This is a genomic window from Collimonas sp. (genome assembly GCF_035566375.1).
Classification (GTDB): domain Bacteria; phylum Pseudomonadota; class Gammaproteobacteria; order Burkholderiales; family Burkholderiaceae_D; genus Collimonas.
In genome coordinates this window covers 44,699-60,657 of the sequence record NZ_DATMRK010000083.1, presented here as the reverse complement: position 1 = coordinate 60,657, position 15,959 = coordinate 44,699, and the positions used below count along the sequence as shown (strand labels likewise).

The 15,959-nt window shown below is 58.1% G+C and carries 16 protein-coding genes; all 16 read right to left on the bottom strand.

The window, feature by feature from the left end; genetic code table 11:
* A partial coding sequence (locus VNZ60_RS24355; protein ID WP_325663856.1) for an ESPR-type extended signal peptide-containing protein occupies positions 1-432 on the bottom strand: 432 nt, incomplete at its 3' end.
* 92 nt (positions 433-524) lie between these two features.
* The gene (locus VNZ60_RS24350) at positions 525-1,493 is read right to left on the bottom strand and encodes a HupA family protein (RefSeq protein WP_325663854.1); all 969 of its coding nucleotides are present in this window, start codon (positions 1,491-1,493) and stop codon (positions 525-527) included.
* A 23-nt stretch (positions 1,494-1,516) separates the two neighbouring features.
* Positions 1,517-3,301 (bottom strand): ShlB/FhaC/HecB family hemolysin secretion/activation protein, encoded by a 1,785-nt coding sequence (locus tag VNZ60_RS24345; protein WP_325663853.1) that lies wholly within the window; start codon positions 3,299-3,301, stop codon positions 1,517-1,519.
* A gap of 218 nt (positions 3,302-3,519) precedes the next feature.
* Positions 3,520-4,122, bottom strand: coding sequence for a HupE/UreJ family protein (locus VNZ60_RS24340; RefSeq protein ID WP_325663851.1), 603 nt, complete (start codon positions 4,120-4,122; stop codon positions 3,520-3,522).
* 329 nt (positions 4,123-4,451) lie between these two features.
* The gene (gene ureG / locus VNZ60_RS24335; protein WP_325663849.1) at positions 4,452-5,081 is read right to left on the bottom strand and encodes an urease accessory protein UreG; all 630 of its coding nucleotides are present in this window, start codon (positions 5,079-5,081) and stop codon (positions 4,452-4,454) included.
* A gap of 33 nt (positions 5,082-5,114) precedes the next feature.
* Positions 5,115-5,795: an urease accessory protein UreF gene (locus VNZ60_RS24330; protein ID WP_325663860.1), complete on the bottom strand. Its 681-nt coding sequence runs from the start codon at positions 5,793-5,795 to the stop codon at positions 5,115-5,117.
* Positions 5,796-5,809: 14 nt separating this feature from the next.
* The gene (gene ureE, locus VNZ60_RS24325; RefSeq protein ID WP_325663847.1) at positions 5,810-6,337 is read right to left on the bottom strand and encodes an urease accessory protein UreE; all 528 of its coding nucleotides are present in this window, start codon (positions 6,335-6,337) and stop codon (positions 5,810-5,812) included.
* Between the two features lie 21 nt (positions 6,338-6,358).
* Positions 6,359-8,068 carry an urease subunit alpha gene (gene ureC, locus VNZ60_RS24320; protein ID WP_325663845.1) on the bottom strand — a complete coding sequence of 570 codons (1,710 nt, stop codon included), beginning with the start codon at positions 8,066-8,068 and terminating at the stop codon, positions 6,359-6,361.
* A complete protein-coding gene (locus VNZ60_RS24315) occupies positions 8,065-8,388 on the bottom strand; it encodes an urease subunit beta (RefSeq protein WP_325663843.1) in 324 nt (107 codons plus the stop codon). Before VNZ60_RS24315 ends, ureC begins: the two co-directional genes overlap by 4 nt.
* Positions 8,389-8,407: 19 nt before the next feature.
* Entirely contained in the window at positions 8,408-8,710 is a 303-nt protein-coding gene (locus tag VNZ60_RS24310; RefSeq protein WP_092356730.1) for an urease subunit gamma, read from the bottom strand.
* 65 nt (positions 8,711-8,775) lie between these two features.
* A complete protein-coding gene (locus VNZ60_RS24305) occupies positions 8,776-9,696 on the bottom strand; it encodes an urease accessory protein UreD (RefSeq protein ID WP_325663840.1) in 921 nt (306 codons plus the stop codon).
* A gap of 6 nt (positions 9,697-9,702) precedes the next feature.
* Complete coding sequence (gene urtE, locus VNZ60_RS24300; RefSeq protein ID WP_325663838.1) at positions 9,703-10,401, bottom strand: urea ABC transporter ATP-binding subunit UrtE; 699 nt, start codon at positions 10,399-10,401, stop codon at positions 9,703-9,705.
* 6 nt (positions 10,402-10,407) lie between these two features.
* Entirely contained in the window at positions 10,408-11,274 is an 867-nt protein-coding gene (gene urtD, locus VNZ60_RS24295) for an urea ABC transporter ATP-binding protein UrtD (protein ID WP_325663836.1), read from the bottom strand.
* Entirely contained in the window at positions 11,271-12,434 is a 1,164-nt protein-coding gene (gene urtC / locus VNZ60_RS24290) for an urea ABC transporter permease subunit UrtC (RefSeq protein WP_325663834.1), read from the bottom strand. Before urtC ends, urtD begins: the two co-directional genes overlap by 4 nt.
* Positions 12,431-14,035: an urea ABC transporter permease subunit UrtB gene (gene urtB, locus VNZ60_RS24285; protein WP_325663832.1), complete on the bottom strand. Its 1,605-nt coding sequence runs from the start codon at positions 14,033-14,035 to the stop codon at positions 12,431-12,433. The genes urtC and urtB overlap by 4 nt, the downstream gene beginning before the upstream one ends.
* Positions 14,036-14,525: 490 nt before the next feature.
* A complete protein-coding gene (gene urtA, locus VNZ60_RS24280) occupies positions 14,526-15,779 on the bottom strand; it encodes an urea ABC transporter substrate-binding protein (RefSeq protein WP_325663830.1) in 1,254 nt (417 codons plus the stop codon).
* Positions 15,780-15,959 lie beyond the last annotated feature (180 nt).

The following is a 15,959-nucleotide window of genomic DNA, read 5'->3' as shown; positions in this document are numbered from 1 at the left end:
GCGGGCACTGCCATTGGCCAGGTTCGGGTTGCCTTCGACGTAGCCGCCCAGTTGCGTTGCGGTGATGGTGCGGGCGTTGTTCAGGATGACGCCGTTGCTATCGACGTTGTACTGCTCGTAGCGATTGTGGCTGACGCCTGCTGCATTGGGCGTAACAATCTGCACCAGCGGCCGGCCATTCGCGCTTCTATCGATAGTGGGACCCGAGCCGCCATTCTTGTACGCCACCATTTGCGCTTGTACTACGGTGACGCCACCGAACAGCATCGCCACCAGCAGGCCGAGTGTGGCAAAGCGCAGCAGCGGTACGGCTTGGCTACCGCTGCTGCTGGTGCCTGCAGCGGCTTTACCGTGGCTGGAAACATTCTCTGCGACCGCCATCAACATGCTGCGGCTTTTATTGAAGATGACACGATAGGCTTGCTGGTTCATATGGCTAATCTCGGCTGAAGAAAATTGCTGTATCGGAGAGCATCGCAAACGGCATCAGTCGTTTGCGATGCAAGAGTGCAGTGCAGCGGCGTTTATTGTTTACGTAGCGCAAAGGAAATCATTTGGTTGGCCCGCTGATAGCTACCCAATCCCTTTAAAAAGCCACCATAGATAAAAATGCCCCCCATCTCTTCCGCGTTGCTACCAAAAAATCGGAGCAGGGGGAGCGTGCTGCCACCCACCAGCCCTAATTCAGTGCTCTCCTCAGGAAAGCTGCGGTTGTTGTTTAACTGGGCGTAAGTGACGTCGGTAAACGTGATCGTGCTGAGGAATTTTCCGGGGTCTATCGCTAGCGGAGCGCCGCTACTTTCGATCAGAACCGGATTGGCGCCAACAGTAATGGTTATTTTTTTATTGGCGTAATCGACCTTGGCCACCACATCCGACGAATACAAGCCAGTTCCCCCAGCGATCCAGCCAGGCTGAGGAACAGGATCGGTATCGACAAAAATTTTCTGGAAGGCCTTACCTGTATACGTTGCGGCGCCAGAGGCCGGCCAAGTCAATCCAGCGAGATCGGTTTGATAGCCGGCCAGGGCGAATTCGTACTGGCGTGTATCGTCGGTATTGCGCACAAAAATGTTCTGCACCATCTTGTTTGCATTCGGCGTCAGTATCATGATGTTTTTGTTGGCGGTGGCGATGGAAAAGACATGGCTGGCGATCACGCTGCCGCCTGGCAAACCCGAGGGAAATGTAAAGTTAGAGGCAGGAGGCTGCCCAGCGATGGTTTGCTGCACGAACGTGATGTTGGCGGCGGCGTCAATGGTTGCGCCCTGGTCGATCCCGGTGTCCTCTCCTTTGCCTGCAGTGAATCCGAAGTTCATGCGTCTGAAGGTGACGTTGCTAGCTGGCGGCGTCACCACAGCATCAGGCGTGGCTATTGCCTGCTCGCCGCTGGCGCTACCACCGCCACCACAGGCGCTTAAGGTTGTCAGCAGCATCAGGCCGGCGATGTTGGTCAGGCGGAATAGCGGTTTGTTTATCAAGGTTGTGTTCATTGTTCATCTCCATTTTGTTGTGATTAATATTGATAAGTCAGGTTGAAGCCAACAGCAGGTGCGGCCGTGCGAAAGCCTTGCGGCTTATACAGTGACCAGCTTGAAAAAACGTCGTAAGTCATTCCAAAAAAGTCGCCGCGTACACCAACCGCAGCGCCGGCCAGTTTGTTACCGATCAAATCCTGCACGCTGGGGCCGTAGACCTGGCCGTAGTCGAGGCCGATGTACGCCGATTGACCGCTTTGCGCCAAGGACATGGCGAGTTCATGACGCGTGAAGAAACCGCGCTCGGCGGTCAGGGTCAATTCGCCGTCAAAACCACGCACGGTGTAGCGGCCGCCGATGCTGAATTGATCGGTAAGATGCAAACGCGAGCGAGTAGTCTGGCCGCGCAGAGTGCCGATGTAAGTCAGCGGCTGGTCGATGATCTTGAACGGCACGGCCAGGGTGGCGTCGATGCTTTGCAGGGTGTAACGGAAAGTCGGGTCATCGGTGGATCGGGTGGCGCGGTCACCTTGGCCGTTGAACCAGGAAACACCCCAGCGGTTGGCTAGCGTGAGATCCAGTTGCGCAGCGCCGAAATAATGTTTGTGCACCCAGGCCAGTTCGGCGAAGGTGGTGTTGCGCTGATTGGCGACGATTTCTGCGTCATCGACGAAGGCTTTGCTCCAGCGTTTGCCGACCTTGAATTGCCAGCTGTTCTTTTGCGCTTCGTCGCGCTGGAATAATTGCGCGACTTTGAATTCCAGATTGCGTGACTTGCCGCTGGAAACGAAGGTTTGATTGTTGCCGGCGATTTTCTGGTGGTAATCGTAGCTGCCGCCGGATACGGCAAGGTTCCAGTAACCGGCTGGAATCGCATAGTAGATATTATTGCCGCTGGTGCCACGCTGGCCGGCTTTGCGGTCGGCGTCGGTGCTGAGGCCGATGTTGAACAGGTCGTTCAAGCCAAGCGGATTCTCGATAGCTAAATTAATTCCAGCCTGTAGCTTGCCGGTGCCTTTGGCGCCGCTATCGTCGAGCGTGCCGCTCAATTTCCACGGTTTGCCGCGCTTGACGTCAATCACCACATCGCTCGCGCCGGGAGCATCGGTGGGGACGATTTGCATGTCGACATCCTGGCTTGGGAGGCGCTTCATCTGCTCCAGCCCTTGTTCCAGATTGCGCAGGTTGAGCAACTGATCGGAGCCGGTCGGGAAGGCGTTTTTCCACGTGCCATAAAGAGCCGGATCGCTAAAGCGAATCGCGCGGATCACGCCGGGCACTAGCGTCAACTTCAGCGTGCCGCTGGCCAGATCCTGCTCGCCGATGCCGACGCGGGTGGTGCTGTAGCCCTGACTCAGGATCAGCGCGCTCAGGCGTTTGACTATCAGGTTCAGGCCGTCTTTGCCGATACAGGCGCCGGTGTATTGATTTAAATAGTCTTGGGCGAAGCGGAAGGGATCGTGTGGTAAATCGCTGGCGCCGGCCAGGCGGCTGGCGGGCGAAAGCTGTGACGGCAGGTCGAGGACAAACCGGTTGATGGCAAAACAGAGAGGTTCGGCCGGTAGGAGCAGCGTATCCGCCGCTTCCACCGGCGGCGGGCCTTGCAGGTCGACATTCGGCGCTTGCAATTGCTGCTGGCGTTGTTGCGCTTCGGCCTGGCTGCGGCGGCGTTGTTCTTCGCTGGCGGGCGTTTGGATTGTTTGGGCGTTGGCGACAAAGCTGCTGCTTGCCATTAGCAGCGCCAGCCCCAGGCTCGTTGCCGCGCTCGTTGCAATTGTCAGCGGATTTCCGCTAACCCCGGCCCATGCAGCAAGCTTTCCCATTTGGTGCTTTCTTTGTAAAGAGACAACTTGCGACTTTACAAAGCGGGACTTTATTTAGATATAAGAATTGTCTTGTTCTTTATTGGTTTGTAATGCTTCACAAATTGTCGAAGATTTATGAATGTTATTTAATGGAGTTGTTCGGAAGGATCTGACGCGGCATGCACAGTTGTTCGATTGCATGCTGCGATCAGATTGAAAAATCTCAAACTTACAGCTCAGATTGCTCCGGACAGCAAATAACCACCGACCGCAGCAATCGCAAGACCGCCCACTCGTACCGCTTGCGCCGCCATTTTCTGGCCGGCCACCAAGCCAATCGCCAGACCGGCCAAATGCAACAGCGCCGTCGCCGCCACAAAACCAACGCCATACCAAAGTGCCGAAGCACCGTGCGGCAATTCACTGCCGTGTGCGTAACCATGAAATAGCGCAAACACTGACACCACTGCAGCGCTGGCCCAGACTGGCATGCGGATGGCGAAGGCGATCAGCAAGCCAAGCACGGCGACTGACGCCGCAATGCCGGTTTCGACGCCGGGCAATTGCAGGCCGGCAAGCGCCAGCAGTGCGCCCAGCACCATCGTTAACGGAAACACCAACGGTAGTACCCATAGTGCTGAGCGCTTGTTTTGCGCCGCCCACAAGCCGACCGCCAGCATCGCCAGCAAGTGATCGATGCCGGAGAAGGGGTGGATGAAACCGTCGTTGAAGCCGAACGCGTCGGGGTGGCCGGGGTGGGCGAAGGCGGAGCCGATGCCGAGGGCGGCGATGGCTAGTGCGCTGAGGCGGCCGTAGATTTTGGCTGATGAGTGGGGCATGTTATGAGACTCCTTGGTAAGAGAGATGGATGTTGTTTGTAAGTGAAAATTTAAAAATCACCGTCATTCATGACGCCGCCACGGCAAGAGTCATCTGGGGTCAGAGTCATCTGGGGTCAGAGTCAACTTTCGCAGAGCTTCATCGCGAAACTTGACTCTGACCCCACATGACGGATTCGGAGAAAGGCAGAGCGCGTTGCGCGGTTTTGTTCTTTTTAACGATGAGTCAGTACTCCGTGGCCCGCTAAGTGGGGTCAGAGTGAAGTTTCTGCAAAAAGCGCGCAGAAAGTTCACTCTGACCCCAGTTAGCTGCGTTTGTTAAGTGCACCTTATTTGGGTTGATCCAGCAATCCTTGCTGACGAATAAAAGCGATCACTTGTTCAACTCCGTCGCCGCTGCGCAGGTTGGTGAAGATGAACGGTCGCTCGCCGCGCATCTTTTTTGCGTCGTGCGCCATCACATCGAGGTTGGCGCCGACATACGGCGCGAGGTCGGTCTTGTTGATGATCAGCAGGTCGGAGCGGGTGATGCCGGGGCCGCCTTTGCGTGGAATTTTTTCACCGCCGGCGACGTCGATGACATAGATGGTCAAATCCGACAGTTCGGGACTGAAGGTGGCTGCCAGGTTGTCGCCGCCGGATTCCAGCAGGATCAGATCGAGGTTGGGGAAATCGGCGCTCATGCGGGAAATCGCTTCCAGGTTGATCGATGCATCTTCTCGTATCGCAGTGTGCGGGCAGCCGCCGGTTTCCACTCCCATCAGGCGCTCGGCCGGCAGGGCGTTGGCGCGCAGCAGGATTTCCATGTCTTCCTTGGTGTAGATGTCGTTGGTGATGACCGCCATGTCGTAGTGGTCGCGCATGCCTTTGCATAGCATTTCGCACAGGGCGGTCTTGCCGGAGCCGACCGGGCCGCCGATGCCGACGCGGAGTGGGTTGGATGTTGAGGAAGTGCTCATTTTGAAATCCGATTAAATAGTGAATGTTCTGTTTCAGGAGCGATACAGGCGGCTGTATTGTTCTTCGTGCTGCATCGACAATAACGATAAGCCGGGTGACCAGTTAGAGAGTTCATGGTCGGCCAGGCTTTGCGCACGCTCTGCAGCCAGTTGCAATTCCGCTTGCAGGGACAACAGCAAGCGCTGGCCAGCAACCTGGCCCAGCGGTATTGATTTGACGCATACCAGCACCTGGTTCTCGGCCCAGGAAAACAGCATGCCCAGCAACGCCGCTTCATGTGGCACTTGCAGCGCCACCGCAGCGTAGGCGTAAGCGGTGGGCAGAGGCAGTTCCGGCATTGCTTGCAGGATCGCCAGCAATGCGGCGTCGCCGATCTGCAATTCGAGCGCCAGCTTGCCTAGCGAGTAGCCCATCTGTATGGTCTCGGCGCGGAACTCGGCGGTGTCACGGGCTGCGATGAAGCGTTCAGTCCACAATTCAACCGCAGCGCCGTCACGGCTTTCGAAGGCTTGCAACAGCCGCCATAAAACCGGTGCTTCAAACAGCGTTACCACTTGCTGCAAATGATCGCAGATCCAGTTGCGTGCAGAGTCCGGATCTTTGACCCAACCCTTGTCGATAGCCGATTCCAAGCCTTGCGAATAGCTGTAAGCGCCGATAGGCAGCGACGGGCTGGCTAGTTGCAGCAGATGGAGTAGCGCAGTCGCATGCATATCGTTGATCAAGCTCAATCGGCGCTCTGGTCGCCGGGCCTGTGGATTTTCTGGCGCAGCGGCACCGGCGCCAGCAAGCCGTGATGGTCATCGCCGTGGTGGTGATGGCCTCCGCCATATGCGCCGGATTCCGGTTCGAACGCCGCCAGTTCTTCGATCACCGTGGCCTGCAAACCTTCCAGCATTTCGCGCAGCACCGTATCCTTGCGTATCCGTAAAAAACCATCGCCGACATGCGCTTGCGTGTGCCGGTTCCCCAGGTGAAAAGCACAGCGCAGCAGGGCGTGCGGCGTGGCGCATTCGATGCGGTAAGTGGCTTCGGCGGCGGCCAGTATCTTGATCACCCGTTCCTGGCCGCTATCGTCGCTGCCCTTGATCAGATCGCCATGACGCAGCACGGTACCGCGTACCGTGAACACGCCCACTTCTTCGCCCGTGGTCAGCGCCGCGCGCAAGCGGCTTTTTTCACGCAGCTCGTACGGCAGGATCAGTTCGCCGTGCACCAGGTCGGCATGTTCTACTTTTGTGTTGAGAATTAACATCTTGCTCTCATTAAAATACGATCAGAATAAAAAGTAACGCTGCGCCATCGGCAATATGCTGGCCGGTTCGCACACCAGCAGTTCGCCGTCGGCACGCACTTCATAGGTTTCCGGATTGACTTCCATATGCGGCGTGGCGCCGTTGTGGATCATGTGATGCTTACGCAAATGGCGCACGTCCTTGATCGCCACTACCGGTTTGTTCAGTTTCAGGCGCTCGCCGATGCCATCGTCATACGCGGCTTGCGAAACGAAGGTGAGCGAAGTCTTGAGGCCGCCGCCGTAGGCGCCGAACATCATGCGGTAATGCACCGGTTGCGGCGTCGGGATCGAGGCGTTCGGATCGCCCATCTGCGCTGCGGCGATCATGCCGCTCTTCAAAATGGTGGAGGGCTTGACGCCGAAGAAAGCCGGTTTCCACAAGACCAGGTCGGCGATCTTGCCGACTTCAATCGAGCCGACTACATGCGAGATGCCGTGGGTAATCGCCGGATTGATGGTGTACTTGGCGATGTAGCGCTTGACCCGGAAATTGTCAGCCTTACTACCGTTGCTGCTATCCTCGGCCAGCGCGCCCCGCTGAATTTTCATCTTGTGCGCGGTTTGCCAGGTGCGCATGATGACTTCACCGACCCGCCCCATGGCTTGCGAATCGGAGGACATCATGCTGATGGCGCCGATGTCATGCAGGATATCTTCGGCCGCAATCGTCTCGCGCCGGATGCGCGATTCGGCGAACGCCACATCTTCCGCAATGGCTGAATCCAGGTGATGGCAGACCATCAGCATGTCGAGATGCTCGTCCAGGGTATTGACGGTAAACGGCCGGGTCGGATTGGTGGAAGAGGGCAGCACATTGCTGTTGCCGACTGCCGCGATGATGTCCGGCGCATGGCCGCCGCCGGCGCCTTCGGTATGGAAGGTATGGATGGTGCGATCCTTGAACGCCGCCAGCGTGTGCTCCAGGAAACCGCCTTCGTTGAGCGTATCGCTATGGATCGCCACCTGCACGTCCATGCGGTCGGCCACGCTAAGGCAATTGTCGATGGCCGCTGGGGTGGAGCCCCAGTCTTCATGCAGCTTGAGGCCGATGGCGCCGGCTCGCACCTGCTCTTCCAGCGGCCCCGGCAGGCTGATATTGCCCTTGCCGAGGAAGCCAAGGTTCATCGGGAAAGCATCGGCCGCCGACAGCATCGCATGCAGATGCCAGGGGCCAGGCGTGCAAGTGGTGGCGGCGGTGCCTGCCGCCGGGCCGGTGCCGCCGCCGAGCATGGTGGTGACGCCGCTCATCAAGGCTTCTTCCATTTGCTGCGGGCAGATGAAATGGATGTGCGAATCGATGCCGCCGGCAGTGACGATCTTGCCTTCGCCGGCGATAATCTCGGTAGCGCCGCCGATGATCATGGTCACATCCGGCTGGATATCCGGATTGCCGGCCTTGCCGATGGCGGCGATCTTGCCGCCCTTGATGCCGATGTCGGCCTTGACGATGCCCCAGTGGTCGATGATCACAGCGTTGGTGATCACGGTATCCATTACATCCTTGTGCATCCGTTGCGACTGGCCCATGCCGTCGCGGATCACTTTGCCGCCGCCGAATTTCACTTCTTCGCCGTAGGTGGCGTAATCCTTTTCGATTTCGATGAAGAGCTCGGTGTCAGCCAGGCGGATGCGGTCGCCGGTGGTGGGGCCGAATATTTCGGCATAGGCTTGGCGCGTGATTTTGCTCATGATTTTGCTCGTTTCGTCAATGCACCCATGACCTTGCCGTTGAAGCCGTAGACGATGCGGTCGCCGGCCAGTTCCACCAGCTCCACCGTGCGTTTCTGGCCCGGTTCGAAGCGGACCGCGGTGCCGGCTGTAATGTTGAGCCGCATGCCGTAGGCGTCCTCGCGCTCGAACTGCAAGGCTGGGTTGACTTCGTAAAAATGAAAGTGCGAGCCGATCTGGATCGGCCGGTCGCCGCTGTTGGCGACGCTGACAGTACAGCATCTGCGGCCGACATTGAGTTCGATCTCGCCGGCCTGGATCAGCATTTCTCCTGGGATCATGGGGTGCTCCAGTCTATGGCTATGGAATAGGGTGGTGGACAGTGACCAGCTTGCTGCCGTCGGGGAAGGTGGCTTCGACCTGGATATCGGGAATCATTTCAGCGATGCCGTCCATCACATCGGCGCGGGTCAGGATCTTGCTGCCATAGGACATAAGCTCGGCGACACTCTTGCCGTCGCGCGCGCCTTCCATGATGGCGGCGCTGATCAAGGCTACCGCTTCCGGGTAGTTCAGCTTCAAGCCACGCGCCAGGCGCCGCTCTGCCAGCAGGGCGGCGGTGAAGATCAGCAGTTTATCTTTCTCTCTTGGCGTCAGATCCATAGGATGTTTCTTTCTTTTTTATGACGATGGTGTGGTGTTTTAACATAGGCGGAAAGCGCGCCATATCAGGTGTTCCAGATACGTGGTATTAGCGCTTCATGACCCAACAGCTGTGGCCGGATCAACTGCCAGGCCTGCATCATCCAGCGCCGCGCCAGTTCGCTGGAATGCCCCAGGTGGCGCAGTACCAGTACTGATTTCGTCTGGCTGACGCCAACGCTGGCCTGGCCGCTCGTCAGCTGGTTTGCAGCTTCGCGCAGTTGTTGTACGAAGCTCCCAGAGAACGTGCCGGAATGCGGTTTGCCGGCCACAATCAAGGTGGCGCAAACGGTGCAGGCCGCCAAGCCCAGATGGCTGCGCATGGCCGCGTCGCCGCCATTCAGCACACCCTGTTCAAACCATAACAACTTGCCGTCGCGACGGATGCTGATCTGTTGCGAGATGCGGCCGCCATTGAATGCTTCGCCCGATGCGGTGCGGCCAAAGCACAAAATCTCGCCGCCGATATATCGGGCGTCGCCTTGCAGCTCCACCTGATGCTCCAGCGCCACCTCGGCCTGGTCGAAAAAAATGGTCTCTTGCGGCAGCCATTCCAGGGTCGCCGAATCGGCAATCTTCAGCCTTACTTGCTGTTGCGAAAGCTTGCCGTTGGCCTGATACCACTTGGCTGCGCCTGGCGTAGTGAGAAAGGCATGGGCGCGCTCGCCGACGCTGGTCTTGATGGTCAGCTGATCGCCGCCGACCACGCCGCCGGGCGGGTGAACGATGATGGCGTGACAGATCGACGGGTGTTCCGGATAGAGCGCCTTCTGTACCCGCAAGGGGCCGTAGTGGGCACGATCCAGCAGGCGCGTAGTGCCTTGGTCGTCAGCAAACGCCAAAGACAGCCAGGCCTGGTTGTCAGCCCCCCGGGTTGGCGCAGCAATAGTGGAAATGGCAACAAGATCGGCTGTCGGCAACGGAGGTGGGGCGGTGAAATTATCCATGCGAAACTATACCGCCAAGTGCCGTTTCACGCTTTCGTCATCCATGTTTGCCTGGCTGCCGGCGGCAACCACTTCACCGCGCGACAGCACCACAAAGTTATCTGCCAGGTCACGCGCAAAATCGAAATATTGTTCGCACAGCAGAATGCCGATGTCGCCGCGCTCGCGCAACAAGCGGATCACGCGTCCGATATCCTTGATGATAGAGGGCTGGATGCCTTCGGTCGGCTCGTCCAGGATGATCAGCTTCGGTTCCGCCAGCAAGGCGCGCGCAATCGCCAGCTGCTGCTGCTGACCGCCGGACAGATCGCCGCCGCGCCGCTGCAGCATTTCCTTCAGCACCGGGAACAGTTCGTAGACTTCATCCTTGATCAGCAAGGCCTTCTTGCCTGACTTGGTGGCCATGCCCATCAACAGATTCTCTTCCACCGACAAGCGGGCGAAAATTTCACGCCCCTGCGGCACATAGGCGATCCCGAGCGCGGCGCGCTGGTGCGGCTTCAGGCTGGTGATGTCGCGTCCTTCCAGCAGCACCTTGCCGCTGGCGCTGGGCAGCACGCCCATCAGGCATTTCAGCAAGGTGGTTTTACCGACGCCGTTGCGGCCCAGCAAAGCCAGGCACTTGCCCTTTTCCAGGGACAGCGAGATACCGCGCAGGGTATGCGAGGAGCCGTAGTACTGATTCAGTTGTTCAACGTTTAACATGTTCTTTTAACGTCCGAGATAGACTTCAATCACACGTTCGTCGGCTTGCACTTCGGACATCTTGCCGGCCGCCAGCACCGCGCCTTCGTGCAGCACCGTAACCTTGCCCTCCTGGGCGATTTCGGCGACAAAACCCATGTCGTGTTCGACCACCATGATCGAATGCTTGCCGCGCAATTCATTGAGCAGCTCGGCAGTGCGCGCGGTTTCCGCATCCGACATGCCGGCCACCGGCTCATCCAGCAACAGCAGCTGCGGCTCCTGCATCAGCAGCATGCCGATCTCCAGCCATTGCTTCTGGCCGTGCGACAGCAAACCGGCCAGCCGTCGTTCGTTGCCGTTGAGGCGGATCAGCTTGAGGCAGGCGTCGATCTTGTCGATTTGTTCCGAACTGAGCCGGGAAAACAAGGTGGTCTTGACGCGTTTGTCCATCTTCAGCGCCAGCTCAAGATTCTCGAACACGGTGTGTTGTTCGAATACCGTCGGCCGCTGGAACTTGCGGCCGATGCCGGCGTGGGCGATGTCGTACTCGGTCAGCTTGGTCAGGTCTATGCTTTGGCCGAAGAAGGCGGTGCCGGCCGTGGGCCGGGTCTTGCCGGTGATGACATCCATCATGGTGGTTTTGCCGGCGCCGTTGGGGCCGATGATGCAACGCAGCTCGCCCACCGAAATGTCGAGGCTCAGATTGTTCAGCGCCTTGAAACCATCGAAGGAGACTGTGATGTTTTCCAGGTAAAGGATGGCGCCGTGCGTGGTGTCGACGCCTTCCGGTTTGATCCGCGCATACGAGGTGCCGTAGTCGGCATGGCGGGTATTGTCGACCGTGTCGGATGGCTGCGCCGGGTTATAAATCTGGCTAAAGCGTTGACTCATACTGCCTCCTTGCTGCTTTTCAGTTCACCTTTGGATTTGCTCTTTAATTTTTCAGCCAGCCCGAGAATGCCTTGCGGCATGAACAGCGTTACCAGGATGAAAATCAAGCCCAATGCGTATAGCCACAAATCGGGAAAGGCGCCGGTGAACCAGCTTTTCAAGCCGTTCACCGAGAAGGCGCCGATGATCGGCCCCAGCAGCGAACCGCGGCCGCCGACCGCGGCCCAGATCACCATCTCGATCGAGTTCGCGGGCGACATCTCGGAAGGATTGATGATGCCGACTTGCGGCACATACAGAGCGCCGGCAATGCCGCACAACACCGCCGATAAAGTCCATACAAACAGTTTGAACCAGAGCGGGTTATAGCCGATGAACATCAGGCGCGATTCAGAGTCGCGCACCGCCTGCAGCACACGCCCTAGTTTGGATGTGACGATCCAGCGGCACAGCAGCAAGGCGCCCAGCAGGAAAGCCAGCGTGATCAGGTACAGCACCGCCTTGGTCGACGGCGCCGTGATCGAATAACCCAGGATGCGCTTGAAATCGGTGAAGCCGTTGTTGCCGCCGAAGCCGGTGTTGTTGCGGAAAAACAGCAGCATGAAGGCGAAGGTCATGGCTTGCGTGATGATCGAGAAATACACGCCTTTGATGCGCGAGCGGAAGGCGAAATAACCGAACACAAAAGCCAGCACGCCCGGCACCAGCACCACCAGCGCCATGCAGTACCAGAAATTGTCGGTCAGCGACCAGAACCAGGGATAGGTTTTCCAGTCGAGGAACACCATGAAATCCGGCAGCGTGCTTTGATACACGCCGTCGCGGCCGATCGCCCGCATCAGGTACATGCCGTGGGCATAGCCGCCCAGCGCGAAGAATACGCCGTGGCCGAGCGACAGGATGCCGGTATAGCCCCACACCAGATCGAGCGCCAGCGCCGCCATCGCATAACACATGAACTTGCCGACCAAGGCTACCGTGTAACTGGAAATGTGCAATACGTGGCCGGCAGGGAAGGCCAGGTTGAGCAGCGGCAGCAGCGCCAGGATCAGGCTGCAAACGATAATCCCGCTCCACGCCGGACGCGAGAACAGCGGTGTCTTGGCGACGGCGATTTGCCGGGAGATATTTTGCGCAATATGCTGAGACGCCGTTTTCATTCGACACTCCTGCCTTTCAGTGCAAACAGGCCTTGCGGACGTTTTTGAATGAAGACGATGATGAATACCAGGATGGCGATCTTGGCCAGCACCGCGCCCGCCGCCGGTTCCAGGAACTTGTTGACTTCGCCCAGGCCGAAAGCGGCGATGATAGTGCCGGCCAGCTGGCCGACGCCGCCCAGCACCACCACCATGAAGGAGTCGACGATGTAGCCCTGGCCCAGATCCGGGCCGACATTGCCCAGTTGCGACAGCGCCACGCCGCCGAGGCCGGCGATGCCGCAGCCGAGGCCGAACGTCATCATGTCGATCTTGCCGGTGGAGACGCCGACGCAAGCCGCCATGCGGCGGTTTTGCATGACCGCTCGCACAAACAGGCCGAGCCGGGTTTTATTCAAGATCAGCCAGACCGCCAGCACCACGAACAGCGCAAAGAAAATAATCACGATGCGGTTATACGACAGCACCAGCGAGCCCAGCACCGTGACGCCGCCCGACATCCAGCTCGGATTGGCGACCTCGACATTCTGCGCACCGAAAATCGAACGCACCAGTTGCATCAATATCAGGCTGATGCCCCAGGTGCAGAGCAGGGTTTCCAGCGGCCTGCCGTACAGCCAGCGCAGCACCAGCCGTTCCAGCACGATGCCGACCGCGGCGGTGACGATGAAGGCGGCCGGCAGGGCGACCAGCAGGTAGCCGTCCAGCGCGGCTGGAAAATATTGGCGGAACAGCAGCTGGCAGATATAGGTAGTGTAAGCACCGATCATCAGCAGTTCGCCGTGCGCCATGTTGATGATGCCCATCAGGCCGAAGGTGATCGCCAGCCCGAGCGCAGCCAGCAGCAGCACGCTGCCGAGCGAGACGCCGTAGAACACCTTGCCGATGAAATCGACGGTGGCCAGGTGGCGGTCCAGCACGCCCAGGGTGCGCACCGCTTCGATGCGTACTGCCGGATCGGGTTCGAGGTAGCTGCCGTCGGGATTTTTGTTGAGCAGGTTTTGCAAGGCTTGGCGCAGGTTGGCGTTGGTGCTGCCCGCCAGGGTTTGCACGGCGGCTTTGCGGGTGGCGGCGTCGGGCGAGTGCAGGTTGGCGGTGGCGATTACCTGTTGCAGGGTGGCTTGGATTTCTGGGTCGCTTTCTTGCTGCAGGGCTTTGCTGATTAGCGGGATTTGGGCTGGATCGGCGGTTTTTATCAGCTCTGTGGCGGCGGTTATGCGTTGGTTGCGGTTGGCGGAAAACAGTTTCAGGCCGGATAGGGCGCCTTCTACTACGCCGCGCAGGCGGTTGTTGACGCTGATTGCTTCAGCATCGTCTGGGGTCGGCTGGGTTTGGTCGGTGGCTGGGTTGAATGCTTGGGTGTCGTCGACGATTAGTATCGTGCCGTCGGGCCGGGTGTACAGGGCGTCGGTGTTCAGTGCATTGAGAATTTTTAGTGCGTCGTCGTTGGCTAGTGCGGCGATCTGGTTGACTGCGACGATGCGGGCGTCAGGATCGTCGCCTGCCAGCGGCTTGAGCAGCGCCGGATCGATCGCCGCGTGTGCCAGCGTGATTTGCAGGCACAAACTTGCAATGAGAAGAATTTTTCTTGAGATTTTCATTAGTTTGTTTAACCAGCCGGTTTGTACTTTTTCCTGCGTCGGTATACTTACCAATCAGTTAAATTGGGGTCAGAGTTTTTTTTCGCGGCCTTTTTGCGAAAATTACTCTGACCCCAATTTAACGGGCCACGGAGTACATACCGTGGCATTCGATGAGAGGTCGTCGTTACTTAAAACGTTTGCTACTCCGTGGGTACACGCCGGGGGTAGCCCGGCAGCTACATACTTTCTTTTGCTTCGCCAAAAGAAAGTACGCAAAGAAAAGGCGACCGCAAAGCCGTTGCCTTCCCTTCGGTCAGGTCCCCAAATGTAGCGGGTGCCAGTCGGGTGTGAGGACCAACTCGCTGCGCTCAGACATGTCCTCCCACAATTCCCGACTGACACCCGCTACATTTGGCAACGTCCCAATGCGGGGTACGTCAACAGCAACTTCAAAAACAGCTGCAACTGCAACGTCAAAAGCAAAAACAACAGCCTCGGTACGCTGGCGTCAGAGCTTTTGCTTACCCTCATTCCCCGCAATATAAGGACTCCAAGGTTGTGCGCGGATCGTTGTTTTGGTTTTGTTGACTACGTTGAACTGACCATCCGCCTTGATCTCGCCAATCATCACCGGTTTGTGGAGGTGGTGGTTGGTGGCGTCCATTTCCAGTTCATAGCCGGACGGGGCTTTGAATTTCTGGCCGGACATGGCGGCGATTACTTTGTCGGTGTCGGTGGATTTGGCTTTTTCTACGGCTTGTTTCCACATGTAGATGCCGACGTAGGTGGCTTCCATCGGGTCGTTGGTGACTACGGTGCTGGCGTTCGGTAGTTTCTTGGCGAGGGCGTAGGCCTTCCATTTCTTGATGAAGCCGGTGTTGACTGGGTTCTTGACTGATTCAAAGTAATTCCAGGCAGCCAGGTGGCCTACCAGCGGCTTGGCGTCGACGCCGCGCAGTTCTTCTTCACCAACCGAGAACGCTACCACCGGTACATCCGTGGCTTTCAGGCCGGCGTTGCCTAGTTCTTTGTAGAACGGTACGTTGGAGTCGCCGTTGATGGTGGAGATCACGGCGGTCTTGCCGCCGGCTGAGAATTTCTTGATGTTGGCGACGATGGTTTGGTAATCGGAGTGGCCGAACGGTGTGTAGACTTCGTCGATATCGGTGTCCTTGACGCCTTTGCTGTGTAGGAAGGCGCGCAGGATCTTGTTGGTGGTGCGCGGATATACGTAGTCGGTGCCTAGCAGCACAAAGCGCTTGGCGCCGCCGCCTTCTTTCGACATCAGGTATTCGGTGGCGGGGATCGCTTGCTGGTTCGGTGCGGCGCCGGTGTAGAACACGTTTTTCTCTAGCTCTTCGCCTTCATATTGCACCGGATAAAACAGCAGGCTGTTGAGTTCCTTGAATACCGGCAGTACCGATTTGCGCGATACCGAAGTCCAGCAACCGAATACCACCGATGTCTTGTCTTGCGAAATCAGCTGGCGCGCTTTCTCTGCAAACAGCGGCCAGTTGGAGGCGGGGTCGACCACTACCGGCTCCAGTTGCTTGCCCATCACGCCGCCGTTGGCATTGATCTCTTCGATTGCCATCAACGCCACGTCTTTCAACGAGGTTTCAGAGATGGCCATGGTGCCCGACAGGGAGTGCAGGATGCCTACCTTGATGGTGTCGGCAGCAAACGCAGACGGCAGCCAGGCGCTGGCGGCAAGGGCGAAAGCGCCGAGTGCGGTAGCTTTCAGAACGGTGCGACGTGACATGAATTTCTCCTCCAGTAGTGGGCGATAAAAATGACAACACAGAAAAAAGCACGGCTAAGAAAGCAGGCAGCAAAACTGATGTGCAGATGCGCTGATTACCCAGTTGCTTTAGCAGAATGCATGCCAGTGGGGGAGGGCGGCGTCTGGCGCCGGTTTCAGAGGGAGCTACTTGAATTTGGA